This is a genomic window from Desulfomicrobium aestuarii (assembly GCF_055385525.1).
Genome location: NZ_AP042427.1, coordinates 840,408 through 867,178 on the forward strand (window position 1 = coordinate 840,408; position 26,771 = coordinate 867,178).

Annotated in this window: 27 protein-coding genes; 8 read left to right on the forward strand and 19 right to left on the reverse strand. The window is 66.7% G+C overall.

What is annotated here, in order from left to right:
- Positions 1 to 3 precede the first annotated feature (3 nt).
- The gene (locus tag ACZ5AC_RS03815; RefSeq protein ID WP_464249632.1) at positions 4 to 1,665 is read right to left on the reverse strand and encodes a hydantoinase/oxoprolinase family protein; all 1,662 of its coding nucleotides are present in this window, start codon (positions 1,663 to 1,665) and stop codon (positions 4 to 6) included.
- A gap of 248 nt (positions 1,666 to 1,913) precedes the next feature.
- On the opposite strand from ACZ5AC_RS03815, the gene ACZ5AC_RS03820 reads away from it, so the two are divergent.
- Positions 1,914 to 2,696 (forward strand): inositol monophosphatase family protein, encoded by a 783-nt coding sequence (locus ACZ5AC_RS03820; protein ID WP_464249633.1) that lies wholly within the window; start codon positions 1,914 to 1,916, stop codon positions 2,694 to 2,696.
- A gap of 10 nt (positions 2,697 to 2,706) precedes the next feature.
- Here ACZ5AC_RS03820 and ACZ5AC_RS03825 read toward each other — a convergent pair whose 3' ends face one another.
- The 4 genes from ACZ5AC_RS03825 to ACZ5AC_RS03840 all read right to left on the reverse strand — a co-directional run bounded on the left by ACZ5AC_RS03825 (position 2,707) and on the right by ACZ5AC_RS03840 (position 5,050).
- Positions 2,707 to 2,913, reverse strand: coding sequence for a hypothetical protein (locus tag ACZ5AC_RS03825; RefSeq protein ID WP_464249634.1), 207 nt, complete (start codon positions 2,911 to 2,913; stop codon positions 2,707 to 2,709).
- Positions 2,914 to 3,110: 197 nt separating this feature from the next.
- Positions 3,111 to 3,395 (reverse strand): hypothetical protein, encoded by a 285-nt coding sequence (locus ACZ5AC_RS03830; protein WP_464249635.1) that lies wholly within the window; start codon positions 3,393 to 3,395, stop codon positions 3,111 to 3,113.
- Between the two features lie 83 nt (positions 3,396 to 3,478).
- A complete protein-coding gene (locus ACZ5AC_RS03835) occupies positions 3,479 to 4,321 on the reverse strand; it encodes a menaquinone biosynthetic enzyme MqnA/MqnD family protein (protein WP_464249636.1) in 843 nt (280 codons plus the stop codon).
- A gap of 57 nt (positions 4,322 to 4,378) precedes the next feature.
- Complete coding sequence (locus tag ACZ5AC_RS03840) at positions 4,379 to 5,050, reverse strand: adenylate kinase (RefSeq protein WP_464249637.1); 672 nt, start codon at positions 5,048 to 5,050, stop codon at positions 4,379 to 4,381.
- Positions 5,051 to 5,190: 140 nt separating this feature from the next.
- On the opposite strand from ACZ5AC_RS03840, the gene ACZ5AC_RS03845 reads away from it, so the two are divergent.
- Complete coding sequence (locus ACZ5AC_RS03845) at positions 5,191 to 5,994, forward strand: hypothetical protein (RefSeq protein WP_464249638.1); 804 nt, start codon at positions 5,191 to 5,193, stop codon at positions 5,992 to 5,994.
- Positions 5,995 to 6,135: 141 nt separating this feature from the next.
- On the opposite strand, the gene ACZ5AC_RS03850 is transcribed toward ACZ5AC_RS03845, so the two are convergent.
- The 10 genes from ACZ5AC_RS03850 to ACZ5AC_RS03895 form a co-directional block, all read right to left on the reverse strand.
- Positions 6,136 to 6,921 (reverse strand): ABC transporter permease, encoded by a 786-nt coding sequence (locus ACZ5AC_RS03850; protein WP_464249639.1) that lies wholly within the window; start codon positions 6,919 to 6,921, stop codon positions 6,136 to 6,138.
- A 79-nt stretch (positions 6,922 to 7,000) separates the two neighbouring features.
- The gene (locus ACZ5AC_RS03855) at positions 7,001 to 7,870 is read right to left on the reverse strand and encodes an ABC transporter permease (RefSeq protein WP_464249640.1); all 870 of its coding nucleotides are present in this window, start codon (positions 7,868 to 7,870) and stop codon (positions 7,001 to 7,003) included.
- A gap of 1 nt (position 7,871) precedes the next feature.
- Positions 7,872 to 9,077: an ABC transporter substrate-binding protein gene (locus ACZ5AC_RS03860; protein WP_464249641.1), complete on the reverse strand. Its 1,206-nt coding sequence runs from the start codon at positions 9,075 to 9,077 to the stop codon at positions 7,872 to 7,874.
- A gap of 1 nt (position 9,078) precedes the next feature.
- Positions 9,079 to 10,068 carry an ABC transporter ATP-binding protein gene (locus ACZ5AC_RS03865; RefSeq protein ID WP_464249642.1) on the reverse strand — a complete coding sequence of 330 codons (990 nt, stop codon included), beginning with the start codon at positions 10,066 to 10,068 and terminating at the stop codon, positions 9,079 to 9,081.
- Positions 10,069 to 10,075: 7 nt separating this feature from the next.
- A complete protein-coding gene (locus ACZ5AC_RS03870; RefSeq protein ID WP_464249643.1) occupies positions 10,076 to 11,188 on the reverse strand; it encodes an NAD(P)/FAD-dependent oxidoreductase in 1,113 nt (370 codons plus the stop codon).
- A gap of 108 nt (positions 11,189 to 11,296) precedes the next feature.
- Positions 11,297 to 12,238 carry an NAD(+) diphosphatase gene (gene nudC, locus ACZ5AC_RS03875; protein ID WP_464249644.1) on the reverse strand — a complete coding sequence of 314 codons (942 nt, stop codon included), beginning with the start codon at positions 12,236 to 12,238 and terminating at the stop codon, positions 11,297 to 11,299.
- Positions 12,193 to 13,170: a radical SAM/SPASM domain-containing protein gene (locus tag ACZ5AC_RS03880; RefSeq protein ID WP_464249645.1), complete on the reverse strand. Its 978-nt coding sequence runs from the start codon at positions 13,168 to 13,170 to the stop codon at positions 12,193 to 12,195. The genes nudC and ACZ5AC_RS03880 overlap by 46 nt, the downstream gene beginning before the upstream one ends.
- The gene (locus ACZ5AC_RS03885; protein ID WP_464249646.1) at positions 13,167 to 15,347 is read right to left on the reverse strand and encodes an ATP-binding protein; all 2,181 of its coding nucleotides are present in this window, start codon (positions 15,345 to 15,347) and stop codon (positions 13,167 to 13,169) included. Before ACZ5AC_RS03885 ends, ACZ5AC_RS03880 begins: the two co-directional genes overlap by 4 nt.
- 193 nt (positions 15,348 to 15,540) lie before the next feature.
- On the reverse strand, positions 15,541 to 15,972 hold the full coding sequence (locus ACZ5AC_RS03890) for an ACT domain-containing protein (protein ID WP_028577425.1): 432 nt from the start codon (positions 15,970 to 15,972) through the stop codon (positions 15,541 to 15,543).
- Between the two features lie 54 nt (positions 15,973 to 16,026).
- Positions 16,027 to 17,328, reverse strand: coding sequence for a phenylacetate--CoA ligase family protein (locus ACZ5AC_RS03895; protein ID WP_464249647.1), 1,302 nt, complete (start codon positions 17,326 to 17,328; stop codon positions 16,027 to 16,029).
- Positions 17,329 to 17,606: 278 nt separating this feature from the next.
- Here ACZ5AC_RS03895 and rsfS point away from each other — a divergent pair, with 278 nt between their 5' ends.
- Together rsfS and gpmI are read left to right on the forward strand one after the other, a co-directional pair.
- Positions 17,607 to 17,966, forward strand: coding sequence for a ribosome silencing factor (gene rsfS, locus ACZ5AC_RS03900; protein WP_464249648.1), 360 nt, complete (start codon positions 17,607 to 17,609; stop codon positions 17,964 to 17,966).
- A complete protein-coding gene (gpmI, locus tag ACZ5AC_RS03905) occupies positions 17,963 to 19,498 on the forward strand; it encodes a 2,3-bisphosphoglycerate-independent phosphoglycerate mutase (protein WP_464249649.1) in 1,536 nt (511 codons plus the stop codon). Before rsfS ends, gpmI begins: the two co-directional genes overlap by 4 nt.
- A gap of 68 nt (positions 19,499 to 19,566) precedes the next feature.
- On the opposite strand, the gene gndA is transcribed toward gpmI, so the two are convergent.
- The 4 genes from gndA to ACZ5AC_RS03925 form a co-directional block, all read right to left on the reverse strand.
- Positions 19,567 to 20,970 (reverse strand): NADP-dependent phosphogluconate dehydrogenase, encoded by a 1,404-nt coding sequence (gndA, locus tag ACZ5AC_RS03910; RefSeq protein WP_464249650.1) that lies wholly within the window; start codon positions 20,968 to 20,970, stop codon positions 19,567 to 19,569.
- A 111-nt stretch (positions 20,971 to 21,081) separates the two neighbouring features.
- The gene (locus ACZ5AC_RS03915) at positions 21,082 to 21,450 is read right to left on the reverse strand and encodes a cupin domain-containing protein (protein WP_464249651.1); all 369 of its coding nucleotides are present in this window, start codon (positions 21,448 to 21,450) and stop codon (positions 21,082 to 21,084) included.
- Between the two features lie 2 nt (positions 21,451 to 21,452).
- The gene (locus ACZ5AC_RS03920) at positions 21,453 to 22,169 is read right to left on the reverse strand and encodes a hypothetical protein (protein ID WP_464249652.1); all 717 of its coding nucleotides are present in this window, start codon (positions 22,167 to 22,169) and stop codon (positions 21,453 to 21,455) included.
- Between the two features lie 498 nt (positions 22,170 to 22,667).
- Positions 22,668 to 23,567: a DMT family transporter gene (locus ACZ5AC_RS03925; RefSeq protein ID WP_464249653.1), complete on the reverse strand. Its 900-nt coding sequence runs from the start codon at positions 23,565 to 23,567 to the stop codon at positions 22,668 to 22,670.
- Positions 23,568 to 23,771: 204 nt separating this feature from the next.
- Here ACZ5AC_RS03925 and ACZ5AC_RS03930 point away from each other — a divergent pair, with 204 nt between their 5' ends.
- From ACZ5AC_RS03930 to ACZ5AC_RS03945, 4 genes are all read left to right on the forward strand, one after another.
- Entirely contained in the window at positions 23,772 to 24,515 is a 744-nt protein-coding gene (locus tag ACZ5AC_RS03930) for an ABC transporter substrate-binding protein (RefSeq protein WP_464249654.1), read from the forward strand.
- A 94-nt stretch (positions 24,516 to 24,609) separates the two neighbouring features.
- On the forward strand, positions 24,610 to 25,278 hold the full coding sequence (locus tag ACZ5AC_RS03935) for an amino acid ABC transporter permease (protein ID WP_459824425.1): 669 nt from the start codon (positions 24,610 to 24,612) through the stop codon (positions 25,276 to 25,278).
- Positions 25,279 to 25,281: 3 nt separating this feature from the next.
- On the forward strand, positions 25,282 to 26,052 hold the full coding sequence (locus tag ACZ5AC_RS03940) for an amino acid ABC transporter ATP-binding protein (protein ID WP_464249655.1): 771 nt from the start codon (positions 25,282 to 25,284) through the stop codon (positions 26,050 to 26,052).
- Complete coding sequence (locus tag ACZ5AC_RS03945) at positions 26,052 to 26,720, forward strand: amino acid ABC transporter permease (protein ID WP_464250593.1); 669 nt, start codon at positions 26,052 to 26,054, stop codon at positions 26,718 to 26,720. The genes ACZ5AC_RS03940 and ACZ5AC_RS03945 overlap by 1 nt, the downstream gene beginning before the upstream one ends.
- The last annotated feature ends 51 nt before the right edge of the window (positions 26,721 to 26,771 follow it).

Consider the following 26,771-nt stretch of genomic DNA (forward strand, 5'->3'; position numbering starts at 1 on the left):
CGTTCAAGGCTCCAGGGTGGTGATGACGCCGGGCCGCATCTGGCAGCGGACGCGGATGTTGCGGCCGATGGTGTAGTGGCCTTCGACCATGTTGAAGGCGTCGGCCTGGATGACCTGGATGTCGCCCTCCTCGGCCGGGATGCCCTGGCGGTCGAGTTCGGCGCGCAGCATGGTGGTGGCGTCGTGCACGGCCTCGTCCAGGGTGTAGGTGCGTTTGATGGGCTTGTGGATGCCCAGGCCCGGCACCGTGAAGCTGCCGCGCGAGGTGTCCACGGTCAGGACCAGGGACTGGGTCGGCCTGGTCAGGCAGGCCCCGATGGCGTTGGCCACCTCGGCGTGCCGGGGGGCGATGACGGGCAGGCCGAAGGTCTCCTCCAGCAGGGGGACCATGGCCTCGGCCGGGCCGCCGATGACCAGGATGCGCTTCGGCTTGACCGTGCGGTCCTCCAGGATTTCCTGGATGGTGTACACGGGCCGGGAATTGACGGCGCTCAGGAAGGCGTCGACCTTGCGCTTGAGGACGGACATGGCCATGTGCACGGCCTGCTCGGCGCACTCGCGGGCCGAGAGGCCCTGGGCCATGGCCACTTCCTTGATGCCCTTGGCCGACCGTTCGCGGTCCCCGAAGGCGGCGTGGCCAAGGACGTTCATGGCGTCCATGAGGGCCGGGGCCGGGCCGCCGGCGGCCATGCACGGGCCGTGGCGGTCGGGGCCGACGCTGAGCTGCCCGCCGCGGGAGCTGATGAACGAGTCCCCGCCGATGCCGATGGACTCGACCTTCAGGGCCCGCACCAGGGTCGGGTGCTCGCCGATGGAGATGCCGTCGCGCTCCAGGAGCGGGATGCCGTCCAGGAGCACGGCCATGTCCGTGGTGGTGCCGCCGATGTCGAGGATGAGGGCGTCCTCGGTCTGCGGGGCGGTGCTGAGTATCCCCATGACCGAGGCTGCCGGGCCGGAAAAGATGGACTGCACCGGGATTTCCCGGGCGAGCTTCAGGGGCATGGTCCCGCCGTCGGCCTTGACGATGTTGATGTCGGCCTGGATGTTCAGGTCCTTGAGGCTCTGCTCCAGGGCGTCGGCGAAGGTGTTGAAGGTGCGCCAGACGGCCGCGTTGTAGTAGACGGTGCTCACGCGCCGGCCGAAATTCAGGGACTCGGACACGCGGTGCCCCTGGGTCACGAAGTCGGCCTGGGGCGCCAGAGCCTCGGCGATGGCCATCTCCTGCTCGGGGTTGCGCGTGCAGAACTTGCCGACCACGCCGTAGACGCGGATGCCTTCCTCGCGGCAGCGCGCGGCCATGGGCTTCATATACTCGGGGCGGGCCTTGGCCGAGACGGCCCCGCGATGGTCCACGCAGCCCGAGAGCACATGGTACTGCGTGCCGAGGGCGTAGGACTGGGGGTTGATGCCGGGGCCGGGGATGACGAACATGCCGACCTTTTCGGTACGTCCGGTGACGATGGAGTTGGTGGAGAGGGTCGTGCTCAGGTTGAGGGTACGGATTTCCGCGCCCTTGCAGTCCCTGAGGATGAGGCGGAGGACTTCGGAGATGGTCGCAAGCAGGTTGTCGTGATCCGTGGGCACCTTGGCCATGGCTTCCACCCGGCCATCCCGGATGCAGACGCCGTCCGTGTGGGTTCCGCCGACATCGATTCCGATAAGCATATGTCCGATCCTTGGGGCTGACGGTTGGCCGTGGCGGACGCCGCGGCTTCCGGGCGGCTTCGGCCGGCCCGGTGTGCTCGGGCGGGCTGAAGTCGGACTTGAGTTTTTTCCGGGCATGCAGCACCTCTGGCCGCATGCGCCGAAGTCTGGTGACTCCGGGCGGGAGAAACGCAAGTTGCTTTTTCAGGTTGCATATTTACCGGACTGCAGGCGAAGCGCAAGCAGAATTCCGTAAACGGAGGGATATGATGGATAAACAGCTGGTGGACGGTTTTCTGGACTGCGTGCGGGAGGCCGGGCGGGTGGTTCGCGAGCAGTGGAACGACCCCAGGGAGATCGCCTTCAAGGGGCGCATCGACCTGGTCACCCAGACCGATCTGGCCGTGGAGCGCCTGCTGTCCGAACGCCTGCCCGCGCTTCTGCCGGGGTCGTCCGTGCTGGCCGAGGAGTCGCATACGACCCTGGTTCCCGGCGACCTGACCTGGATCGTGGACCCGGTGGACGGAACCACGAACTACGCGCACCGGATTCCGATGGTCGCCGTCTCCGTGGCCCTGTGGCGCGGGGGAAGGGTGGAACTCGGCGCGGTGTTCCTGCCCGTCATGGACGAGCTTTTCTGGGCCGTCAGGGGAGAGGGCGCGTTCCTGAACGGCGAACGCATCCGCGTCAGCGGCGAGGCGTTCATGCAGTCGGCCCTGATCGCAACCGGGTTTCCGTACTCCTTTTATGCGGAGATCGACGAGGTCTGCGAGCGCCTGCGCCGCGTGCTGCTTGCGTCCCAGGGCATCAGGAGGATGGGCGCGGCGGCCGTGGACCTGGCGTACACGGCCTGCGGCAGGCTCGACGGCTACTACGAGACGGGCCTCAAACCCTGGGACACGGCCGCGGGGTGGCTTCTGGTGGAGGAGGCCGGAGGCCGCGTCAGCGCCCTGGACGGGGACTACGCCCTGGGCAGCCACATGATCGTGGCCACGAACGGTGCCGTGCACGAGGATCTGCGGGAGCTGCTGCGGCTCGGGGACGAGGGGTGAGGCCCGGGGGTCAGACGTCGATGTCCAGGGACGAGAGCGGCGCGACCAGTTCCCCCTTGGAGTCGTAGAGCCCCGCATCGGGCTGCCCTGCCGGGGCGTCCTGCTCCTGGCCGGCATACTGCTTCCGGTGTTTCTTGCGCCGGTGGGTGAGATCCCAGGAGGGCTGTCCATCCCTCCATCGCCGCTGCGAGTCGGATTCGAGAACGCGCAGGCCCATGCCCGCCTCCTTGGCCGTCCGTGGCCGCTGTCGTTGCGTGGAAAGGGCTTCCCTGCCCATGCACTTTCTATCGGACGACCTCCGAAAAACTTGAATCCGCGTTCTTCCGTCCCCGGCGACACGAAAAAGGCCCCCGGTGGATCCACCAGGGGCCTTCTTGCGGGGCTTGCCCCGCAATGAGCGTCATGCCTGTTCCCTCAGACCGAGCTGTCCAGGAGCGTGCCCCGGCCCGTGTACACGGGCATGAGCACATCCGTCTGGAAGGTGTACGAGTTCTGGTTCTGATGGCGGTTGGTGTTTCTGTTCATGTAGTCGATGGTCGTGCTGACCACGGCCGCCCCGAAGGTCTCCCTGTCGAAGGGTGCGGCTTTCGGGGTCCCGCCGCCGTGCATGTAGTCGAGAGTCTTCCCGACCACGGCGGCGCCGAAGGTCGTCTTGTCGTAAACGGGGGCGTATCCCCCCGACATGCCTTGAATGTCCATGACTCCTCCCTGGTTTTGGGAACATGACGCCTGATTGGAACAATCGGCCGGACGGGCGGAAAACTTGAGGCCGGGACGGCGCGTCAGGAAAACCAGCGCAGGCCCGGCATGCCGGGCAGCAGCCCCTGCCGCGTGCAGCACTCGCCGAACAGGGCCAGGCCGGCCTGTTCCCTGGGGCCGAGGTCGTAGTTCATGGCGCGCCAGTAGCGGAGCAGGGCGGGGCTGGTCAGCCAGTCGGGGAGGTCGGGCAGGCGGGAAAGGGCCTCGAAATGGCCTTCAAGATCGGCGGTGATGGCGGCGATATGCGCCTGCAGCCGTCCGAGCTGTTCCCGTGCGGTTCCGGACAGCCCGCGGCGCACGATCCACACGGCGAAGACGAAGGGCAGCCCGGTCCAGGCCGCCCACTCCGTGGCCAGGTCCACGATGTGCCAGCCCTGGGGCGGGTGCACGAAATGGCGCAGGGCGATGTTGCCGATCTCCAGGAAGGGGCGCCCCGTGGCCAGGCCGGCTCCGGGCTCGACCTCCTGCCACCTGGGTGCGGGCAGCCCCCACTTCTGGCTCCAGAGGACCTTCAGCAGGGCCGCGGACGTGGCCGACGCCCCGGTCAGGCAGACGGGGCCGGGATTGCGTTCGAGCCACGCGGGCAGTTCGGCCAGGGGTGCGGGCGAGAGGAAGAGCACGCTCTGCACTTCGGCGTGGGCGCAGATGGACGCCCCGGGCAGGAGCTCGTACTTTTCGGCGTGGAGCAGGTACTCGAAGGACGAGGACGGGGAGATGTCCAGATCGCCCGAGGCCAGGGCCTCGTTGAGGCGGCTGGGGTGGCCGGGGACGTAGCCGAATTCCGGGCCTTCGGGGCAGACGCCTTCCAGCAGATGGAAGACGTGCCAGATGTTCAGATAGTCGATTCTGCCGATGCTAAGTGTCATGTGCGTAAAAAAAGGCGGGGTCGCCCCCGCCTCCGGTTCGTCCAATTTCGGGCCGGATTAATCCAGCTGGGCCATCAGCGTGGCGCGGATGTCGTCGATGGAGCCTTCGCCGTCCAGTTCGATGTACTTGAAGCCGGCGTCCTTGGCCAGGTTCTTGTAGTAGTAGGAAGCGGCCAGGGTGCCGGTCTTGGTGTCGTAGTAGATGTCGTGGCGCTTGTCGATGGCGCCCTCGTCCTGGTCGTCGGCGCGGGCGGAGAGATCGCCGCCGCAGACGCGGCACTTGTCGCCGTTGGGCTTGATGGCGTCAATGAAGATGTTGTTGGGGTGGTTGTTGTCGTTCTTGCAGAGGCGGCGGCCCATGATGCGGTTCTTGGCCACTTCGCGGGGCAGGAGGATCTCGATGACGAAGTTCAGCTTCACGCCGTCGGCCTGCAGGGCTTCCCACAGCTTCTGGGCCTGGACGATGGAGCGGGGGAAGCCGTCCAGCAGCCAGCCGTTGGGGCTGGAGTTCTTCAGCACGTCGAGGACCATGGGGATGGTGATGTCGTCAGGCACGAGTTCGCCGCGGTCGATGTACTCCTTGGCCTTCTTGCCGAGCTCGGTGCCGCCGCCGATGTGCTTGCGGAAGATGGCGCCGGATTCGATGTGGTCGAGGTCGTACTTCTTCTTGGCCAAAGAGCCCTGGGTGCCCTTGCCGCTGCCATTGGGTCCGAAAATGAGAATATTCAAGGCGAAAACCTCCTGTAAAAAATTTCACAAAGTACTATAGGCAGGCTTTTGGCCTGTCAATGAAAGATCGGAGGCGCTCTTGTCAGGAGAGGGACGCGCGGTTAGGGTCGGCCTACAACCATGAGAGTACGGGAGGGACGATGGGGCTTCTGGACGAATGGGGCGACGCCCTGGTGGAAGAGGGACTGAAGGAGGCCGCCGACAACTTCTTCGGGGCCCGCAAGGCCCTCGACGACGAGATCGCCTGGTTCGAGGAGCAGGCGGCCAAGCTCAGGGGCAGCGCCGTGGAGATCCGTTCGTGGTTTGCCGGCCTGAACTGCCTCCTCGGCTCCGAGGAAGCCTCGCGCATGCTGTTCGACGCCCTGGGCGTGACCCTGGACGACCCGTCCCTCTACGCCCACCAGGTCTGCAGCCTGCAGTTCCGCCGGCCGCGCAGCTTCACCCGCAAGGGCCTTTTCGCCAAGACCGTCTGGGAGGTCTACGAGCCTCTGGCCCGCTTCATCGAGGCCTACATGCACGGCGCCCCCTTCGCCGACCCCCTGCAGCCCGGCCGTGTCCTGATCACCGTCAACCACGACCATCTGCGCAAGCGCTGCGCGGAGATCAACGCGCGCATCAGGGGCGTCAACGAGTCCAACCGCCCCTCCGAATCCCTGGGCTTTGCCAAGAAGATGGACCAGATGCAGGTGCAGAAGGAGTCCATCACGGGAGGCGGCGGCCAGACCTGGACCCTGGACAGGGACATGGCCTTCACGCCTCTGGACTTCGACACCTACGACCTCCCCGCCTTCCCCGACCTCCCCGTGGACAGCCGCGCCCAGGACAAGCTCAGGGCATGCTGCAACACCATCTTCGCCACGCGCCGCGACCACGTGGAGGAGGTGCTGGGCGAGGTGTTTTCGCCGGAGGACAAGAGGTTTTGCGTCTTGAGCCGGGAGGGGTGAGGAGGGGGAGAATGGACGAGATGGACGATATGGACGATATGGACGAACACGGACGGACACGGACCGTTTCGTGCGGGTGACCATTGTCCGTGCATGCCCGTGAAAGTCCGTGTCAGTCCATAAAGTCCATCAAAGTCCTTCCTACCTCATGCCCCGCCTTCTGAAATATCCCCCCAGCAGCAGTTCCAGCAGCACGAAAAGTGCCACCGGCACGGCCAGGAAGATGAGCGTGACCATGGCCCCCAGGCCGCGGTTCGACGAGGTGATGACCGGGAAGAGGTAGCCAGTGAAGGACGGCACCGTGCCGCCGCCGATGAGGAAGACCAGGAAGTACTCCGAGAAGGCCACCAGGAAGACCACGCTGCCGCCGGCGGCCAGGGCCGGGAGTAGCAGGGGCAGTTCGACTTGGCGGAAGGCCTGCCAGGGCGAGGCGCCGAGGTTCAGGGCGCAGGTGCGGTAGTCGGGGCCCAGATGCGTGCAGGCCGTGGTCAGGGAGCGCAGCATGTAGGGGTAGGAGGCGATGGACAGCACCAGGACCACGCCGACCGCGCTGTCGGCCAGGCCCAGGCGGATGAACGCGAAGTGCAGGCCCATGCTGTAGGTCATGGCCGGAACCAGGGCCGGCGTGAGCAGGAGCCCTTCCAGCAGGTTCTTGCCGCGGAAGGAGGCTCGGGCCAGGAACCGTGCCGGCCCCAGGGTCATGGCCACGGTCATGGCCACGGTGGCCAGGGAATACGCCACCGACGACCCGAGGGCCGCCAGCATGGGTCCGGGGTTTCGCAGCGCCTGGGCAAACCCGTCCCAGGACAGCCCCGGCGGAAGCACATCCGGATAGCGCCACCCCGGCGCGCCGGCCTGGAGCAGGAGCACGCCCACGGGCAGCACGAAAAGCACGCCCAGCATCACCAACGTCGCAACGTGCCTCATGCCGTGCCCCACCCCACCCGCAAGGGGTGCAGGGGACGCGTCCCCTGCCCGCCGGAGGCATGCCTTCTCCCCCACCACTTCACAGCTTCCTCCCCCGGTCGTCCACGCGGCGGGCCAGGGCGTTGTAGAGCATGGTGAAGAGGGCCGCGAAGGCGAACATGAGGGCCAGGATGGCCATGGCCTGGGGGCGGTCGTCCAGGTCCTTCTGGAAGTAGATGTCGTAGACGCGCATGGACAGCATGCCCGGCCGCGACTCGCCCAGCAGGAAGGGGATGTCGAAGGCCCCGAAGGCGTAGAGGAAGAGGATGATGAAGGCGCTGTGCATGGCCGGCAGCAGCCGCGGGAGGGTCACGCGGCGGAATGTTTCGAGGGGGCCGGCGCCGAGCATGGCCGCGGTCTGCAACAGGCGCGTGTCGAAGCCGAAGAGCACGGCCAGGACCATGAGCATGGCGAACGGCGTGCCCTTGAACATGTAGGCCAGGATCATGCCCAGCCCGTCGCCGGCGTAAAGAAGCTGCGGGAAGTCCTGCGGGGTGGGGGCCAGGCCCAGCGTGTGCGCGAGGGAGGCCAGCAGGCCCGTCTGCCCGAAGCACAGGAGCACCAGGAAGGCCACGGCCACGTGGGGCAGGATCAGGCCGACCTTGTAGACCACGGCCGCCTGGCGCAGGCGCGTGGGGAGTTTCCAGACCATGTACCCGAGGGTCGTGCCCAGGGAGACGGAGCCCAGGGCCGAGACCAGGGACACATAGAGGGTGAAGGTCAGGGAACGCCGCATGGCCGCGCTGCCGAGGACCGTCCAGTAATGCTCCAGCGTGGGGCCATCGGAAGCGGTCGGCAGAAAGAGCCCCAGGCTCTGCAGGACGGTCAGGCAGAGCCCGGCGGCGAAGATGCCGGTGAAGGGCGCGAGCAGCGGCAGCAGCGCGCGCGACGGCAGCGGGACGCGGGCCATGTCACCGGTCCAGGACGTTTGATTCCCAGTCTTTTTCCAGCAACTCCAGATATTCCGAAGGGATTTCGGGCACTGCGGCCGCCGCCAGCGTGTCGGCGGGCAGGGTGGCCGCGCCGAGGTCCACGGCGGCGAACGCGGCCGCCATGTCGGCCTGAAGGCGCTTCATGTCCAGGGCCGGCAGGTCGCCCCAGTTGGCTGGCAGGTATTTGGACAGCTGGGCCTCGGGGCTCATGAGGAAATCGGCCACGACCATGGCCCCGGCCTTGTTGGGCGCGTTGAAGGGCACGGCCGTGAAGTGCGTGTTGGAGATGGTCCCCTCCTGCATGACGAAGGTGCGAACGGTGTCGGGGTAGGTCTTCTCCAGGATCTTCATCTGGGCGTGGGCCGGGTGGTAGGACATGCCCATGTCGATCTCGCCGCGGGCGAAGAGGGTGTCCAGGGCGGCGGCGTCCTTGGGGTAGGTCTTCCCCTGGCGCCACAGGGCCGGCGCCACCTCGTTCAGCCAGGCCCAGGTCTTGGGGGCGTTTGCGGCGTAGAGGCCCGTGTCGAGGCCCTGCATGTACTGCCCGTGTCCGCCCGTGGTGGCGTAGAAGACCTGGCGGACGAAGGCCGAGCCCGTGAAGTCCGGCGGCTGGGGGTAGGTGAAGCGGCCCGGGTTGGCCAGGATCCAGGCCTTCAGTTCGGCGAAGCTGCGCGGCGGGTTTTTGATCTTGGCGCTGTCGTACTCGAAGACGAACTGGGCCCGGCCGTAGGGGGCCTCGAAGCCCTCCACGGGGAAGCCGAAGTCGAAGCGGGACGCTTCGGGGTCGTAGCATGCCTTGAAGTTCGGCATGCGGTCCAGGAAGGGGCCGTAGAGCAGGCCCGCCTGGCGGGCGTTCTTGAAATTCTCGCCGTTGATCCACAGCAGGTCCATGGTTCCCGTGCCTTTGCCCGCAGCCTTCTCGGTCAGCAGTTTGTTGACGAAGACCGACGCGTCCATGGGCACGCGGACCAGCTTGACGCCGAAGCGCCTGCCGACCTCGTCCGCGACGTAGCCGTCGACCCAGGCGTTGATCTGGTCGCCTCCGCCCCACATGTGCCAGCGCACCTCGGTGCCCCGGGCCGCGGCCAGCATGTCGGCGTGGGTCATGGAATCGATCCCGGCGGCCCGGGCAACCCCGGCCAGGGACAGAAGGCAGAGCAGGGCAAGGATCAGATGTCGCGGCATGTCAACTCCCGTGTGTCGGATACGTGTCGTTGTCGATGGATGTGCGCAGGTCGGCTCCTGACGCGCAGAGGCCGACGCGCACGCGCTGGCCGGTTTCGCCCACCGGGGCGAGGCTGTACACGGTCAGCGCGGCGCCGTGCAGGCTGACCTGATAGCTGATGTAATGTCCGGCGAAGTGGAGGCTCTCGATGCGTCCCGGCCCGTCGTCATCGACGGTCAGGCACAGGGATTCCGGGCGCAGGAGGGCTGCTTCGGCGGGCAGGCCCAGAAGGGCGGCCTGGGCCGGTTCCAGGCGGTTCACGGGCCCAAGGAACCGCGCCGTCTCCTCGTCGGCCGGGCGCAGGTAGACCTCGCGGGGGCTGGCGTACTGGCGCAGGCGGCCGTCCAGCATGATGCCGATGCGGTCGGACATGGCCAGGGCCTCTTCCTGGTCGTGGGTCACGCTGATGGTCGTGGTCGAGAATTCACGCTGGGTGGCCCGGATGAAGAGGGCCGTCTCCATCTTCAGGTTGCGGTCGAGGTTGGCGAAGGGTTCGTCCAGGAGCAAAAGCGCCGGTTCCACGACCATGGCCCGGGCCAGGGCCACGCGCTGACGCTGGCCGCCCGAGAGCTGGGCGGGGTAGGCCCGGGCGCGGTCCTGCAGATGGAAGTAGCCGAGCATGTCCGTGACGCGCCGGCGAATTTCGGCGCGGGGCAGGCGTCTGGCGCGCAGGCCGAAGGCCACGTTCTCGAACACGGTCATGTTCGGGAACAGGACGTAGTCCTGGAAGACGAGGATGGCCGGCCTTTCGCGTGTGATGGGCCGGTCCGTGTCTACGGTGCCGCGGTCCGGCCGTTCCAGGCCGGCGATGATGTGCAGCAGGGTGGTCTTGCCCACGCCCGACGGGCCGATGATGGAGACCAGTTCCCCGTGCCCCACCTCGAAGCTGACGTCGCGGAGCACGGGGACGCCCTGGAAGGACTTGCCCAGGTTGGAGATGGCCAGGCGCATGGGAGCGCTATTTCTCCAGGGCCTGGAAATGGCGCATGAAGCGCCGGTCGATGAAATCCTTGAGCGTGAAGGCCAGGGAGTTGCGGAACGCGAAGGGCCCCTTGCTGAAGATGGCCGTGTCGTCGCCCATGTTGAAGAGCAGCAGGTAGCTGCCTCCCGGGTCGAAGGTCGTCAGGCGTCTGCCGTTGAGGCTGGCGCGGACGTTGCGGTACAGAACCGGGTTCTGGCGCACGGCGTACACGCCGACCTTGTCCAGGGGCCGGGGCGCGAAGTCGATGCAGTCGCCGCCGCCGAAGATTTCCGGGTATTCGACGCACTGCAGACGCTCGTTGACCAGCAGACCGCCCGTGGGGCCCGTGGGCAGGCCCGATTCGGCGAAGATGCGCGAAGGGCGTACGCCCGTGGCCACGAAGACGAGATCGGGGTGATGCGTCATCCCGCCCTGAAGCACGGCGCCGTCCCGGATTTCCTGCACATAGCCGTCCTCGCGGATCTCGATGTCCTGGGCGGTCAGGGATTGTCTGGCCATGTTCCGGATCTTCTCCGGCAGGCGCCCCAGGAGGCCGCGGCCGGCGAAGAGGGTGATGCGCGGGGCGTGACGCCCGCGGTGCCTGGCCAGCCTGCGGACGTTGCCCGCGATCTCCAGGGCGGCCGGACCGCCGCCGACCACGGCCACGTGCCCCCTGGTCCGGGCGGCGCACAGGGACACGACGGCCCGCTGGGCCTCCTGCAGGCGTTCGATGGGCTTGACCGTGAAGATGTTCGACGTGTCGCCGAGGATGTCGTCGAAGGGGATGAAGCTGCCGGCGTTGCAGGACAGCACGTCGTAGGGGACGACCTGGCCCGAGTCGGTCGTCACGGTGCGGCCCCTGGCGTCGATGCCCGCGACCTTGGCGCGGACGAAGGAGCCGCCCTGGCGCTCGACCACGAAGCGGGTGGCGAAGCGGATTTCGTCGGGGGAATAGCTCAGGCCGAGCATGCCCGGTCCCATGCCGGAATAGTAGTGGAAATCGGAAGGCTGGATGACGACGACCTCATGGCCGTCGCTGACAATGTCCCGGATGTGGGCCAGGATGGTCATGTGCGCGTGGCCGCCTCCGGCCAGGACGAGTCTACCCATGTCTGTGCTCCGTGCTGAAGTTGGAGACGAGGCGGCAGGGCCGCCGCGTCATGTTTAACCATACTCTCGGGGGCGATGCAACGATTTGGCCGCAGGGGCCGCCGGTCGTCAGGTTGTCGGGACGCGGCCCGCGTACCAGGCGTCGAAGAGATGGCGGGAGATGGTCTCGGCCGCGGGCAGGGCCAGCACGCCGGATTCGAGCAGGGCCGGGATTTCGGCTCGGGTGAACCAGCGCGCGTCCTCGAGTTCCTCGTCGTTCAGGCGGATGCGGGTGGAGGTCGCCCGGGCGTGGAACCCGAGCATCAGGGAGTTGGAGAACGGCCAGGGCTGGGAACAGAAATAGCGGATGTCCGTGACGTGGATGCCCGTCTCCTCCAGGACCTCGCGCAGGACGGCGTCCTCGGCGCTTTCGCCGGGCTCCACGTAGCCGGACACGGCCGAATAGACCCGCGGCTTCCACCCGGCCTGTCTCCCGAGCAGGCACCGCTGGCCCTCCCCGTCCTCGTGATGGACCAGCACGATCATGGCCGGGTTGACGCGCGGGTAGTGCTCCATGCCGCAGGCCGGGTTGGTGCAGGCCTGGGCCAGGGAGAAGGGACGGGGCGCCGTGGGGTGTCCGCACAGGCTGCAGAAGCGGGTCTGGTTGTGCCAGGACGCCACGGAGCGGGCATAGCCCAGCAGCGCCGTCGTATGCGGCGGGAGGGTCGCCGCCCGGGGCCGCAGCGGCTGGAAGGTGCCCAGGCTCGAGAGGCAGCGGGCGGTGCGTTCGGGCAGGCGGTCGATGCTCACGGCGAAATAGCTCGTCTCGCCGTCGTCGCCCAGGAGCATGGTTTCCAGGCGGATGCCGTCGCAGCCTTCGAGCATGCGCGCGGACAGGAGCAGCGGTTCGCCGCGCAGGTCGTCAAAGAGAATCTCGTCGCCCCTGACGAGGATGTAGGCTTCACGCTCGCCTGGGTCCGTGCCCGGGGCGTCCCCGGCGGGACGGGCGGGCTTGCGGTTCAGGATCAGTCCCGAGAAGGCGTTGCGGGCGGAGCGGCTGTAGTGGTCCATGAGGCTTCTTCACTGTGTTTGCGTTGGGCGCGGTGCGTTGCGTGCAGCCGTTGTGCCTTGCTTTGGAACCTGCGGCAATAGGTGCAGTGGCGGCAGACCTCCTCCGCCAGTTCGCCCCGGGCGAAACCCCGGCTCATGGCGCGGGCCCGCGGCGAGGCCAGGATGTCGGCCAGGGAAGCCTCGTGCAGGTTGCCCAGGGCCAGGCGCCCGTCGGCGTCCAGGCAGCAGGGGCAGACCGTGCCGTCGGCCAGGATGGCGCAATGCGTCGACAGGGCGTGGCAGAAGCCCTGCGCCCGGGCCTCCCCGGCCAGGCCGCCAGGCCAGTCGAAGACCGTGTCGGCGTGGAGGTAGACGTGCCCCAGCAGGCGCAGGCTCTTGCGCCCGGCGGCAGGTGCGGGGCGGGCGATGCCCAGGCGCTGCGCGACGAGGTCCAGGACGGGCGCGTTGAAGTCGTCCAGCATGGGGTCGTGCCGGTCGTCCAGGGTCCAGAGCCTGAGGTTGACGTAGAGTTCGGGCCGCAGCCGCGACGCCTGCAGGCAGAAGGAAAGGATGCGCTCCAGGGCGTCCCGGTCGAAGCCGTCCGGGGTCCGCAGGGCCTGCAGGGAAAAGTTGACCTGCCGCAGGGCCGGGGCCGTCAGGAGGAGGTCGGCCCGTCGGTCCAGCAGAACGCCGTTGGTGGTCAGGTTGACCTCGATGCCGGCCTCGGCGCAGCGTTCCATGATCTCGGGGAACTGGGGGTGCAGGAGGGGTTCGCCCAGGACGTGCAGGCAGATTTGACGGGTCAGCGGGGCGACCTGCTCCAGGACGCGTCCGAAAAAGGCTGGCTCCATGAACGCTGCGGCCCGCTGCGTGCCGGGACAGAAGCGGCAGCGCAGGTTGCAGACGTTGGTGATTTCCACATAGACGCGTTGCAGGCGTCCGGATGCCGTCAACCCTGCGCCTCCTCTTCGCCCGGAGCCGGAACAAGGGGCAGGGAGAAGTGGAATTCGCTGCCCTGGCCCGGTTCTGAAATCATGCACACGCTCGAACCCATAAGGCGCAGCAGGCGCTTGACGATGGCCAGTCCCATGCCCGTCCCGCCGAACTCCCGGTTCGCGGCCATGTCGGCCTGGGTGAAGGGCTCGAAGATGTCCGTCAGCTTGTCGTCCGCGATGCCCATGCCGGTGTCGCTGACCGCGAAATGCACCATGCCGCGGCCCGCGCCGTTGCGCAGGGGCAGCATGGAGATCTCCACGCGGACGGACCCGTGCTGCGTGAACTTCAGGGAGTTCCCGACGAGGTTGAAGAGCACCTGCCGGATGCGGCGGACATCGCCGGTCAGCTTTTCGGGGACGTCGGGGCCCGTGGTCACGGACAGTTCGAGGCCCTTGCGCTGCGCCTCCTCCTGGAGCGTGTCCCGGATGGGCTGAACGAGTTCGGCGGTCACGAAGGGGTGCGAAACGAGGCTCAGGGTTCCGGTGTCCATGGCCGAAAGGTCGAGCACGTCCTGTAGGATGGTCAGCAGTCCCCGGCTGGAGTCGATGGCCATGGCGATGAAGTCGCCGGCATCCTCGATCTTGATGTCGCGGATGACCTGCAGGGAGCCGAGGATGCCGTTCAGCGGCGTGCGGATCTCGTGGCTCATGACGGCCAGGAACTCAGACTTGGCCGTGCTCGCCGCCTCGGCGGCCTCCTTGGCCTTGAGCAGTTCCTCCTCGACGAGCTTCTGCCTGGTGATGTCCACGAAGGACTCGATAAGGACCTGCCTGCCGCCGATCTCGGTCCGTATGGCCGATTTGAGGATATGGAAGGGCCTGCCGGCGGCGTCCTTGAGGGTCACTTCGGTGCCGAGCAGTTCCATTCCCTTGTCCAGCACGGGACACGAGCCGTCGCAGGCGCTGCAGATGTGCTCCTGGCAGCTGGACCCGACCAGTTCCTCGTCCGTGCGGCCCGTCATGTCCATGAGCTTGGGGTTGATGTAGCTCACGCGCCGTTCTTCGGTGTCCACCACGGCGATGCCGACCTGCAGGTTGTCGAGGATGAGGCGCAGGCGCTCTTCGTCGCGCCGCAGCTTTTCCTGGGCCCGCACGCGCTCGGTCACGTCCTCCATGATGGCCAGGGCGCGGCCGTCCTCGAGGCGTCTGGCCTGGATGCCGAAAAGCCGCTCGGACCCGTCCCGGCATGTCACGGGCGCCTGGGTGGTCTGGCCTTCGATGCCCTTGAGGCGCTGGGCCCAGATCCTGAGCATTTCGGTCCTGAGACCGATGTCGGGGAAGGCCTTGCGGAACCAGCCGTTGCGGGTGCCGATATCGCTCTGCTCGTATCCCGTGAGCTTGGTGAAGGCCGGGTTGACCAGGCTGACCCGGTTGTCGGGCTGGATGACCACGAGGCCCATGGGCAGCCTCTGGACCAGGGTGTCGAGCATGTCCAGATGGACGCGCGTTTCCTGGTGGGAGGCGTTCACGTCGTCGATGTGCATGCGGTAGAAGCGGCGGATGATCCCGGTTGCCGGAACCAGAAAGCTCAGGAAGAGCAGGGCCGCCCCGGAGCTGATCGTCGCGTGGGTGGCGTTGATGCGCGACAGGTCGCGGATCTCCATGTCGGCGCAGCTCAGGTACGGTTTTCCGGTCGGGCTGGTCTCGTAGACGCAGGTGGTGCGGAAAGCTCCCCACTCGTCCTTGTACGACACGGAGGCGTCCGTGCCGTTGCGCAGGGCCGCGAAGAACTCGGGCGGCGCCTCCTCGTACGGATAGAAGTACCAGACCTTGCGTTCCCTGGCCTCTTCCTCGGTCACCGTCGGGGCGGAGAAGAAGAGGGCGTCATCCTTCATTACGAGGGTGTAGACGTAGATCAGCTCGTTGGCCTTGGCGAAGGCGTTGAACCGTTCGCGGTTGGCCATCTCCTCCTCGAAGCCGATGGAGCTGTTGTCCACCGCCCGGTCGTGAAAGTCCGGGGCCAGGAGGAGCCTGAGGCTTCGCGCGGCGGCGTTCAGCCGATGGTCCGTCGCCTTCAGGGCCTTGTCGTTTTCGAAACGGGTCCAGGCCAGGGGCATGGCCGCAATGACGGCGATATATACGGCGAGCAGCAGGAATGACCGGAGGAAAAGGGAGCGGTAGCGTGCGTCTTTCATGGCATGGGCGGCATATCCGGATGTGAGATGTCGAAACGGTGATATCCGGTCATACTCGTCCTGCGCTTTCAAGGCAATGTCGGACGCGATATGTCGGGAAAACTTCTGGTCGGGTTGTGCCGCACCGCCGAACGGCGGCCCGCAAATGCAGAAAGCCCCCGCTGCGGGCGGGGGCTTTCCATGCCGTCGGTGTCTAGAGCGAGTAGAGTTCCTCGCCCGAGAGGACGCGCACGTTGTTCTTCTGCAGCACCTCGATGGCCTGGTCCGTGCGGTCGAAGCGGAAGATGAGGATGGCGTTGCGGCCGCTCTGGGTGACGAAGGCGTACATGTACTCGACGTTGACGCCGCCGGCGTTGAGCATCTCCAGGATGGCGTGCAGCCCGCCGGGCTTGTCGCCGACCTCCGCGGCCACGACGTTGGTGCGGCCCACGGTGAAGCCCTTGGCCTTCAGGGCCTCCTTGGCCTTCTCGTTGTCCGTGACGATGAGGCGCAGGATGCCGAAGTCGGACGTGTCGGCCAGGGACAGGGCGCGGATATTGATCTGGTTCTCGGCCAGGGTCTTGGTCACTTCGGCCAGCCGGCCGGCCCTGTTTTCCAGAAACACGGAGATCTGTTCAACTTTCATGGTACCTCCCGAAAGGGGACTGCGGGCGCGGTGCGGGCCGCGCCGGCCGGTTGATTACGCGTTGCGCAGGTCGATGATGCGCTTGGCCTTGCCCTCGGAACGCTCGATGCTCCGCGGTTCCGAGAGGGTCACCTTGGCGGTGACGCCGAGAAATTCCTTGATATTCTTTTGTATCTTGGCTTCGATACGCTGTAAATGCTTGATCTCGTCCGAGAACATCTTTTCGTCCACCTCGACCTTGACTTCGAGCATGTCGAGGCTGCCTTCGCGGGTCAGGATGAGCTGGTAGTGCGGGGCCACGCCCTGCGTTTCGAGCAGGATGGTTTCGATCTGCTGCGGGAACACGTTCACGCCGCGGATGATGAGCATGTCGTCGCTGCGGCCCTGGATGCGGGTGATGCGCCGATGGGTGCGGCCGCAGCGGCAGGGGATGGCGTCGATGCGCGTGATGTCGCGGGTGCGGTAGCGGATCAGGGGCTGGGCTTCCTTGGTCAGGGTGGTGATGACCAGTTCGCCCGTCTCGCCCAGGGGCAGCTGTTCGCCCGTGTCGGGGTCGATGATCTCGATGAGGAAGTGGTCCTCCCAGATGTGCAGGCCGTCCTGGGCGTCGCAGCACTCCATGCCCACGCCGGGGCCCATGATCTCCGACAGGCCGTAGATGTCCAGGGCCTTGATGCGCAGCTTGGATTCGATCTCCGCGCGCATCTTCTCGCTCCAGGGCTCGGCCCCGAAGATGCCCGTGTGGAGCTTCAGGTCGTCGATGCTCATGCCCGCGGCGATGATGGATTCGTACAGGAACAGTGCGTAGGACGGCGTGCTGCAGAGGATGGTCGAGCCGAAGTCCCGCATGAGCATGACCTGGCGCCGCGTCCCGCCGCCGGAGATGGGCAGGATGGTGGCGCCCAGGCGCTCCACGCCGTAGTGCATGCCGAGGCCCCCGGTGAAGAGGCCGTAGCCGTAGGCGTTGTGCACGATGTCGCGGCGGCTGGCCCCGGCGCACATCAGCGACCGGGCCATGAGCTCGGCCCAGGTGTTCACGTCGCGCTGGGTGTAGCCCACCACCGTGGCCTTGCCCGTGGTGCCGGACGAGGCGTGCACGCGCACGACGTTGTCACGGGGCACGGCGAAGAGGCCGAAGGGGTAGTTGTTGCGGAGGTCCTGTTTCTCGGTGAAGGGCAGGTACTTGAGATCGCTCAGGGAACGGATCTGCTCCGGGCGCAGATTCATCTCGTTGAACCTGTTCTGGTAGAAGGGCACGTTGTAGTAGACCTTCTCGACCAGGGACTTGAGCCGGCGCAGCTGCAGGGCTTCCAGTTCTTCCCGCGGCATGGTTTCGTTGGACACGTCGAACAGCATGGCTGAACCTCCAGGTGAAAAAAATGAAAAAGCCGCGAACATGGGGCTGTTCACGGCGGTTGAAATCGTCTGCGCGCTGCGCGCTACACCGTGGCCCCTTCCCGGAAGGGGCCGGTAAATATCGGGAAACGCGGTGAATCGACAATAGATTGCATGGCTGTCCTATGCCTTGGCCGGCCATGTTCGTCAAGGTTTGACTCATTGCCCTGTGGCGGGTTTTGGCGTAGACAATGCGCCTTTGAGCCTTACATCACAACGAACGGAGAATGACACGCCATATGGAAGAAAAGATAGGTCAGATCGCGACCTGGCTCGCGGACAAGAAGGGCACGGCCATCAGGGCCCTGGACGTGCGCGGCATTTCACCCCTGACCGAGGCCATGGTTTTCGTCACGGCGCGCTCGGCCAGACATGCCCAGGCCCTGGCCGACGAGATCATGCAGCGCCTCGGGGAGAAGAAGTGGGAATTTTTCGGCGTCGAGGGTCTGCAGGCCGGACAGTGGGTCCTGGTCGACTGCAACGACGTCATCGTGCATATTTTCCAGGACGAGACGCGCTCCCTCTATAACGTCGAGGGACTCTACTCCAAGGCCGCGGACTTCGACCTGCCCGAGGCCGTCCTGGCCGGAGATAAATGATGAAGAAGCCCTGCGTGCTCCTGATCCTCGACGGCTGGGGCAAGGCCGCGCCCGGCCCGGGCAACGCCGTGAGCCTGGCCCAAACCCCGAACATGGACCGGCTCCTGGACGAACACCCCCGCGGGGAGCTGAAGTGCATGGGGCGCGACGTGGGCCTGCCCGACGGGCAGATGGGCAACTCCGAGGTCGGGCACCTGAACCTCGGGGCCGGGCGCATCGTCTACCAGGACATCATGCGCATCAACCTGGCCATCGAGGACGGCTCCCTGGCCGTGAACCCCGCCCTCGTGAACCTGGCCGGGGCCGCGGCGGCGGGTTCGGGGCGCGTGCACCTCATGGGCCTGGTCTCCGACGGCGGCGTGCACAGCATGCAGAGCCATCTGGTGGCCCTCGTCTCGGCCCTGAAGGGGCACGGCGTGGCGGACATCTGCGTGCATGCCTTCCTGGACGGTCGCGACACCCCTCCGCGCAGCGGGCTGGGCTACGTCGAGGAACTGGAGCGCGATCTGGCGCGCCTGGGCGCGGGCCGCATCGTCTCCGTCTCGGGCCGCTACTACGCCATGGACCGCGACCAGCGCTGGGACCGGGTCGAACATGCCTACGCGGCCCTGACCGAAGGGCGTGGGCTGACGGCGGAAAGCGCGGCCCAGGCCGTGCGCGACGCCTACGAGAGCGGCGAGAACGACGAGTTCGTCAAGCCGCGGGTGGTGCTGAAGGACGGACGTCCCTCGGGCCTGGTGCAGGACGGGGACGCGGTGCTCTTCTTCAACTTCCGGGCCGACCGGGCGCGCGAGCTGACCCGGGCCCTGACCGAGGAGGCCTTCACCGGGTTCGAGCGGCCGCGCAGGCCCGCCCTCGCGGGCTTCGCGACCATGACCCGCTACGACAAGAATTTCGACCTGCCCGCGCTCTTTCCGCCCATGACCCTGGACCGCATCCTGGGCGAGGTGGTGTCCGAGCGGGGGCTGACCCAGCTGCGCACGGCCGAGACCGAAAAATACGCCCATGTGACGTATTTCTTCAACGGCGGCCAGGAGACGCCCTTTCCCGGCGAGGACCGCGAACTGTTGCCGTCGCCCAAGGACGTGCCGACCTACGACTTCAAGCCCGAGATGAGCGTCTTCAAGGTCACGGACACCCTGGTGGCCGCCCTGGAGGCCGGGAAGTACGACCTGGTGGTCTGCAACTTCGCCAACCTCGACATGGTCGGCCACACCGGGGTCATCCCGGCGGCGGTCAAGGCCGTGGAGGCAGTGGACACGTGCCTGGGCCGGGTCATGGAGACCGTGGCCAAGGCCGGCGGGACGCTTCTGGTCACGGCGGATCACGGCAATGCCGAGGACATGCTGGACGAGCAGGGCAACGTCAAGACCGCCCACAGCCTCAACCCCGTGCCCTTCGTCTACGTGGGGCCAGGGAGTTTCAGGGTCCGGGACGGGCGGCTGGCTGACGTGGCCCCTACCATCCTGCACATCATGGGCATCGCCAAGCCCGCCCAGATGACGGGTGAGAGCCTCCTCGTCCAGTTGTGACGACGAGGGCGCAAGGCGCCCGCACACCAGAGTACCCAACGAGAAAACGCCGGTCCGACCGGCGTTTTTCATTCCTCCCAGGGACCGTGGAAGACGCCCGGCATGTCCGTGCGTTCAAAGCCGTGGGCCCCGAAGTAGTCGCGCTGGGCCTGGATCAGGCTGGCCGGCAGGCGGGGGCTGCGCAGGCTGTCGTAATAGGCCAGGGAGGCGGCCAAGCCCGGGACCGGGACGCCGAAGCCGGCTGCCTGGGCCACGGTTCGGCGCAGGGCGGCCTGGCCGGATGCTATGTGGGCGTCGAAAGCGCCTGACAGCAGCATGTTGTGCGCATCGGACCGCGCGGGGGAATCGTGGACGAGATCGTCCAGAAAGGCCGCGCGGATGATGCATCCCTCCCGCCAGACGCGGGCGATTTCCGAGGTGTCGAGGCCGAAGCCCCAGGCCTCCTCGGCGGCCCGGATGAGGGCGAAGCCCTGGGCGTAGGCGGCCAGGGTGGCCAGGAAGAGGGCCCGGCCCAGGCATTCGCGGTCGGCCGGGGGCGGGGTTTCGCGCGGTCCGGGCAGCAGGGGCGCGGCCATGCGGCGCAGGTCCCGCAGGTTCGAGAGCATGCGCGCCTCCACGGCGGCGGTGATGGTCGGCACGGGCACGCCCAGGGTCAGGGCGCTGCGGCTCGTCCACAACCCGGTGCCCTTGCTGCCGGCGGTGTCGGTGATGACGTCGAGGATGGGGGCGTCGGTCAGCGCGTCGCGGCGGGCGAGAATGTCCGCCGTGATCTCCAGCAGAAAGGACGCCTGGCTGCCCGCGTTCCACTCGTCGAAGACCTCGGACTGGGCCCGGGCCTCCATGCCGTGCCCGCGCAGGAGCAGGTCGTGGGCTTCGGCCAGGAGCTGCATGACGCCGTATTCGATGCCGTTGTGGACCATCTTGACGAAGTGTCCGGCCCCGTCGCGCCCCATGTAGCCCGTGCAGGGGCGGCCGTCGCCGGCTTTTGCCGCGATGGCCGCGAGCATGGGCGCGACCCGCTCCCAGGCCTCGCGCGGCCCGCCGGGCATGATGCTCGGGCCGAGCAGCGCCCCTTTCTCCCCGCCCGACACGCCTACCCCCAGGAAGGACACGCCCTTGTCCCGCAGCCGCAGAACGCGCGCCGCCGTGTCCTCGAAATGCGAGTTGCCGCCGTCCATGACGATGTCGCCGGGCTCGAGCCAGGGCAGCAGTTCGTCCAGCAGTTCGTCCACGGCGCTGCCGGCCTTGACCATGAGGAAGACCGCCCGCGGTTTTTTGAGGGAGGCCGCCAGGGCCTTGAGGTCCATGGCGGCGATGATGGGCGCGCCCTGTGCCGGGCCGGCCATGAAGGCCTCGGTCTTCTCCCAGGTGCGGTTGTAGACCGTCACGCCCAGGCCGTGCCGGGCCATGTTCAGGGCCAGGTTCTGACCCATGACGGCCAGACCGACGACGGCGATATCGTTTGCGTACATTGCGGGTCCCCGGATGCGCCGGTTTGAAGGAATGCGGATGTCGCGACGATACAGCCTTGCGCGGCCCGCGGCAAGGCGCGGGCCGCATGTTCCGTGTCTTGTCGCCGGAGGTCAGCCTTCCAGGTGAACGTAGGCCTCGGGGGTGAAGCGCGGAGAGCAGACGGCCAGGAAGATCAGGTCGCCGTGTCCGGTGTTGGCGATGCGCTGCCTGCACCCCGGCGGGATGAGGACCACATCGCCAGGCCCCACGGGGTGCGGCGGCAGGTCGCCCACTTCGACCAACCCGTGTCCTTCGAGGACGAGATAGCGTTCCACGGTGTCCCGCAGGGCGTGCCAGGCCGTGGTGCGGCCCGGTTCCACGCGGGCCCGGGCCATGGACACGGCGGGGTCGTGTTCGCCGTTGGACAGTTCCGTGATGAAGCAGCCCTCGCGGAAGAAGTACTCGCGCGCAGGGTCGTGGCTCAGGATAAGGGGGCGCATGCTTACCTCAGAATGAAGCCGAGGATTTTGAGATCCTTGGCCCAAGGCTTCCAGGGTCCGCTCAGGAAAGCGGCGCGCATGGTCTTGGGGTTGAAGATGACCTTTGCGTCCTGGTCCAGGTGGCACTTGCGGTCGTAGTTGGTGTGGGTGAACCGCAGGGTCCAGGTGCCGTCGGGGTTGGGGCAGGCCTCCTCGACGTACCCGACGTGGCCCGTGGTCATTTTGTGCCGTTTCTCGGAGCCGATGACCATGATGGAGCCGGCCTTGGGAACGGATGTGGTGTTCTTGTTCTTGCGCGCGCACTCGAACCATTCGATGGGTCCCGTGTCGCCCAGGCGGCAGGTATTGATGCCGCTGCGGCAGCGGGCGTAGATGACGGATTGTGGCTGGCATCGGCCGGTGACGGTTTTGCCCTTCTTGGTTCTGGTCGTCTTGCCGGGCTGGAGTTTGAAGCAGTTGCCGCGGTCCTTGTCCGGGGTCACGGACTCGCACTCCAGGCATGTCCCGTCGGTGGTGGGCTGCTGCGTGTCGGGCCGACTGTCCGTTTGCGGCGCGGATGGGGCCGTCGCATTCTGCGGGGGCAGAGAGGCTTCGTGCGGAGCGGCCGGCGGGATGGTGGCGGCGGGCTGAGCCGGTCCGGGCGCGGTTTTGGAACAGGCGGTCAGGGCCAGGAAGGTCAGGGTCAGCAATATGAAGGTCGCGTTGAAACGGCGGCGCATCCGATTCTCCTTGAGGGTGCGGTGGTGATTGTCCGGGCCCTGTAGTGCCCGGGGGCGGGCGGCGTCAATCGTGTGGAGCGAAGGGCGAGTTCATTGGGCGCTGAGATGCGTATTTTTGGGAGTCGCGTGGCGTCGCGGGCCGGGCAAGGGCTGCCGGGACTTCCTCGCGGGCCTCGTAATGCTTCCCGGCCTTGAGCTTCGGGCAAGGGGTGGGGCGTTGACCGTTTGACGGCCGGGAAGCAAACGATGCCTGGCTCGGTCGGACAGCCGACAGCCCTTGCCCGGCCCGCGACGCCACGCTTGAGGTGGAGCGGAAGGATGTTTGGAAGAAAAATGTGAATGGGGTGCAGGGGACGAGTCCCCTGCCCGCCGGAGGCATTCTTTGTAGCGTTTAGAGGGGGTAGGGGCAGACGATCCGGCGGCGTTTGGGTGGGGTGCAGGCGAGCAGGGCGTTGTGCAGCAGGGACAGGGCGGCGAGGAGCAGGAAGCGGCGGCGGGTCATGGGCCGGACCGGCGGTCGGCCAGTTTCTGGACGGCGGTGCCGGCCAGGATGAAGCCCAGGCCGACGAGGGTCGAGGGCAGGATGGCTTCGCCGACCAGGAAGTGGATGATGAAGAGGGACAGGAAGGGGGCCAGGTAGATGAGGTTGCTGACTTGGGCCGTGGTGCGCGAGAGGCGCAGGGCGGAGATCCAGAGCACGAAGGTCACGCCCATTTCGAAGGTGCCGATGTAGGCCGCGCCCAGGAGGCCCGGGAGGTTCGGCGCGAGGGGGAAGCCGGCCAGCAGGGCCCAGGCGCCGGTGTAGAGCGTGCCGCAGCAGAAGTTGAGGAAAAGGCGCAGGGTCGGGTCCAGGTCGTCGCGGACGCCGAAGATCCAGAACAGGGCCCAGATGACGGTGCTGCCCATGGCCAGGGCGAAGCCGGTAGGGCTTTCCATGCGGAAGCCCAGCAGGTCGCCGTGGGTGGAGATGACCAGGGCCCCGAGGTAGCTCAGACCGATGGCCACGAACTGCAGGCCGCGGATGCGCTGCCCGAGGAGCGGGATGGACAGCAGGCTCATGGTGATGGCCCAGGTGTAGTTGATGGCCTGGGCCTCCTGGGCTCGCAGCAGGTCGTAGGCGCGGATGAGGACGAGGTAGTAGAGGAAGGGGTTCAGGGCGCCGAGGATCAGGGAGAATCGCGCCCGGGTCCAGGACAGGGTCCTGAGTTCCACGAGCCGTCCTTGGACAGCCAGCACCAGGGCCAGGACGATGACGGAGGTCAGGCTGGCCCAGAAGACCATGGGCTCGGGCCCCAGGTGGCGCAGGGAAAGCTTGAAGGCCGTGGCCGCCGTGGACCACAGGCAGACCGCCGCGAGGCCCAGGGCGTAGGCTTTCTTCTGGTTGGCCCGCTTTTCCATGGTCGCGTCCGAGTTGCGGTTTTTGAAAAATGAATATACCGACTCTGTTGCGGAGTGAGGCTGCAAATCGTTCGGTTTTGCCCGCACGGCACCGCAAATTGAACTGTGCCGACGACCAGGAAGGTTTCCGGCCGCCGGTCCGGTTTCGACGTACTTGTGGGGGAAGCCCATTTTTTGTCAAACCTTTTCATGAGGATGGAGAACATGCTGAAACGTGCTGCTTTCGTGATCGCCTGTCTGCTGTGCATGGTTGCCGGCCCGGCCGTGGCCGAGGAAAAGGTCTTCATCAACGGCATCGACGCCAACTATCCGCCGTTCGCCTACGTGGACCAGAGCGGCAAGCCCAGCGGCTTCGATGTGGACGCCGTGGACTGGATCGCGGCCAAGATGGGCTTCAAGGTCAAACACGTGCCCGTGGACTGGGACGGCATCATCCCCAACCTGCTGGCCAAGAAGATCGACTTCATCTGCTCCGGCATGACCATCACCAAGGAGCGCGCCGAAAAGGTCAACTTCAGCGCCCCCTACTGGGAAGTGAAAAACGTCTTCGTGACCAAGAAGGACTCCGCCCTCAAGGCCGAGGAGATCTACGGCAAGGACGTAACCGTGGGCATGCAGGCCGGCACCTCCGAGGCCAAGTGGATGGCCGAGGAGAAGGAGAAGCAGGGCTGGAAGTTCACCATCAAGTACTATGACTCCGCGCCCATGGCCATCGAAGACCTGGTCAACGGCCGCATCGAAGCCGCCGCCATGAACTATCCGCCGGCCCGCGACGCCGAGAAGAAGAAGCCCGTGCAGATCATCGGCATCTTCGGCGAAGTCGAGGAATTCGGCGCTGCCGTGCGCAAGGAAGACAAGGAACTGCTCGACAAGCTGAACAAGGGCTTCGAGCTGCTCAAGGCCGACCCCTACTGGGAAGAGCTCATCGCCAAGCACCTCAACAAGTAGGCCCCGCGCCGTGTGAATCCATGGGAAGGCCCGGAATCGTCCCGGCCTTCCCGTTTTTTTGCCGCCTCCAGACCCTGAAGGAACCATCCCGGACATGAACGAAACCCTGACCGTCCTCCTCGACGCCCTGCCATTCGTGCTGCAGGGCGCCGCCGTCACCGTCACCGCGGTGGTCGGCGCCATGTTCCTGGGTCTTTTCATCGGCGTTCCCCTGGCCGTGGGGCAGGTCTACGGCGGCAGGGCCGTGCGCTTCGTCTGCGACACCTACGTCTGGTTTTTCCGCGGCGTGCCCATCCTGGTGCTCCTTTTTCTCTTCTATTTCGGCCTGTTCAACTTCATCGGCCTGAACCTGAACGCCGTGGCCGCTGCGACCATCGTGCTCGGCATGACCAGCGGGGCCTATCAATCGCAAATTTTCCGCGGGTCCATCCTGTCCCTGCCCAAGGGGCAGCTCAAGGCCGCCCGCGCCCTGGGCATGTCCGACGCCCTGGCCATCCGGGCCATCATCCTGCCCCAGGCCCTGCGGCTGTCCATCCCCGGCTGGTCCAACGAGTACTCCATCATCCTCAAGGACTCGGCCCTGGCCTTCGTGCTCGGGGCCAGCGAGATCATGGCCCGCACGCATTTCGTGGCCTCCCGGACCTACCAGCACCTGCCCCTCTACATCAGCGCGGCGGTGCTCTATTTCCTCCTGACCTGGGCCGGTGTCGCCGCCCTGCGGGTACTGGAGAAACGTGTCAGAATAAAAGGGTATGTGCACTAGACCATGAAGACCAACGACAAGACGCCGCTGATGCGGGTGCAGGGCCTCTCCGTCAGGCTGGGCGGCCGCGAGATCCTCAAATCCGTGAGCCTCGACCTGTACGAAGGGGAGATGAAGGTGCTCATCGGCCCCTCGGGCGGCGGCAAGAGCACGCTTTTGCAGTGCATGAACTATCTCATCCTGCCCGACCGCGGCGAGATCGAACTGGAAGGCCGCCACGTGGACCCGCACAACGCCCGGGAGCTGTGTGGCTTCCGCCAGCAGGTGGGCATGATCTTCCAGGATTTCAACCTGTTCGACCACCTGACCGCCGTCGACAACGTCAGCATCGCCCTGCGCAAGGTGCGCGGCATGGGCAAGGCCGAGGCCCGGGAGCGGGCCATGGCCGAGCTGTCTCGCGTCGGTCTGTCGGACAAGGCCCGCCTCTACCCGGCGGAGCTGTCGGGCGGCCAGAAGCAGCGCGTGTCCATCGCCCGCGCCCTGGCCATGGACCCCAAGGTCATGCTCCTGGACGAGCCCACCTCGGCCCTGGACCCGGAGCTGGTCAGCGAGGTTCTGACCGTCATCCGCAGCCTGGCCCAGAACGGCATGACCATGGTCATGGCCACCCACCAGATGGGCTTCACGCGCGCCCTGGCCGACGAGGTCCTGTTCATGCAGGAGGGGCGCATCATCGAGCAGGGCAGCCCCAAGGAGCTGCTGGCCGAGGGTTCGGGCACGCGCACCCTCGATTTCTGCTCCCAGATCCTCGAAGTCGAGGGCTGCACGCCGTGATCAGCGAGGAACTGGCCTTCCTGCTGCAGAAGCTCATCCCGGCCCTGAACGAGGGCGTGCTGATGAGCATCAAGCTCATCGTGCCCTCGGCCGTGCTGGGCCTGGCCCTGGGCGTGGTCGTCGGGAGCCTGCGGGCCTACGGGGGCCGCTTTTTCTCGCCCCTGGCCAACGGGTACGCGGCGCTCTTCCGCGGCACGCCGCTGGTCATCCAGCTCTTCATCCTCTATTTCGGGCTGCCGAACGTGGGCATCTACTTCAAACCCTACACGGCAGCGGTGCTCGGCTTCATCATGTGCAGCGCGGCCTACCACTCGGAGTACATCCGCGGGGGGCTGCTCTCCATCCGGCGCGGCCAGGTCCTGGCGGCCCAGGCCCTGGGCTTCTCGACCTTCAGGACCCTGGTCTGGATCATCATCCCCCAGGCCTTCCGGCGGGCCCTGCCGGGTTGCGGGAACGAGATCGTCTACCTCATCAAGTACTCGTCCCTGGCCTACGTCGTGACCTGCTTCGAGCTGACGGGCCAGGCCAAGATCGTGGCCAGCGAGACCTTCCGCTTCAGCGAGGTCTTCATGGTCGTGGGCGTGTACTACCTGGCCCTGGTCACCGTGGCCTCCTGGGGCCTGCGCCGGCTGGAAAAGAGGCTGGAAATTCCGGGCTTCGGCCATTAGATTTCACCGGCGGTGCGATGAACCGCCGGACCGACCGACTCCCCGGCCGAC